Source organism: Moorena sp. SIO4E2 (assembly GCF_010671945.1).
GTDB classification, from domain to species: Bacteria; Cyanobacteriota; Cyanobacteriia; order Cyanobacteriales; family Coleofasciculaceae; genus Moorena; species Moorena producens.
On record NZ_JAAHIE010000752.1, the window covers coordinates 1,733 to 2,979 of the forward strand.

1 protein-coding gene and 1 pseudogene are annotated in these 1,247 nt (G+C 42.9%); both read right to left on the bottom strand.

Annotated features, from left to right (window positions below; genetic code table 11):
* On the bottom strand, positions 1 to 769 hold a 769-nt coding region (locus F6K37_RS36590; protein WP_287255885.1), incomplete at its 3' end, for an RNA-guided endonuclease InsQ/TnpB family protein.
* A 274-nt stretch (positions 770 to 1,043) separates the two neighbouring features.
* Positions 1,044 to 1,247, bottom strand: a pseudogene (locus F6K37_RS36595) (molybdenum cofactor guanylyltransferase); the annotation flags it as partial.

A 1,247-nucleotide genomic window follows, 5' to 3' on the forward strand; every position in this document is an offset into this window, starting at 1 on the left:
CCAGTCTCTTGGCGTGCTCTTCACGTTGCCTGCTTATTCTAAGGTGATGTCTGCCTAGTCTATTAATAGCCTTCTTTCGGTTAGCTGAGCCTTTCTTTTTTCGAGAAACCCGACGTTGATAAAACTTAAGGCGTTGTTCTCCTTTTCTATAAAATCTGGGGTTAGATTCAGCATTGCCGTCGGAATCAGTATAGAAGTCCTTCAATCCTACATCTAAGCCGACAGTATTACCAGTAGGCTTCAAAGCCTCATTGTTATCGACAGCGATACAGAATTGGACATAATAACCATCAGCTCTTTTTACTATCCGAACCCGTTTGATCTGTTTCTTATCGAAACGCCACAAGTCCCATGTGCCTTTGAGCTTAAGCTTCCCAATTCCTTTTTTGTCGGTGAACGTAATTGACTTCTTGTCAGGGGACAACTTCCAGCCTGACTGCTTATACTCAACTGAGCGGCAATGTTTTTGGAATCTTGGAAATCCTTTTTTCCCAGGTACACTTTTCTTACAGTTGTCGTAAAAACGGGCGATTGATGACCATGTTCTTTCAGCCGCAGCCTGGCGAGCAGTTGAGTTCAAAGCGTTAGTGAAGGGAAATTCTTTGGCTAAGACCTTGCAATATTTGTTTAAATCGTATTTATTTATGCCTTTGTTGTCAATCCACAATCTAAGACAGCTATTGCGAACAAACTTAACCGTTCTGATCGCCTCTTCAATGGCTTGATATTGCTGCTTCTTTCCGTAAGCCTTGAACTCAAGAATGATCATCAGGAATCGAGCTTTTTTGTAACATATTTATGCTAACAATTATAGCACAAACCAGCCAGTATTATGGCTAGAAAAAGCCGTCCTAGAAGGACGGGGTTTTAGACCCATTTTTTTTGATAAAAAAAATAGTTATAGCGTTTATTGCATGTATGAGGTACACTTCTCAACCTCAAAGTCCCCCTTTTTAAGGGGGATTTAGGGGGATCCCTTTGTACCTCATGGGAAAGAGAATTGCTATCAAACAACTAGGCACTTCCGGCCTGATCGCCACTGCTTAATCCTGTATTTCCAACTGTTCTAGGTCAGCAGGGGTATTGCAGTTAAAAAATAGCCTAGTGTCACTGACTAGCAACTCCTGTACTGGATGCTGGGCCAACCAACGCTGAAATGACCTTCCCCCTTGATTGATAAACTCAGTGAGGCTTGGTAGACACTGGCGTCGGTAAAAACCGCACAGGGGTTCCCAGCCCTTGGGGTT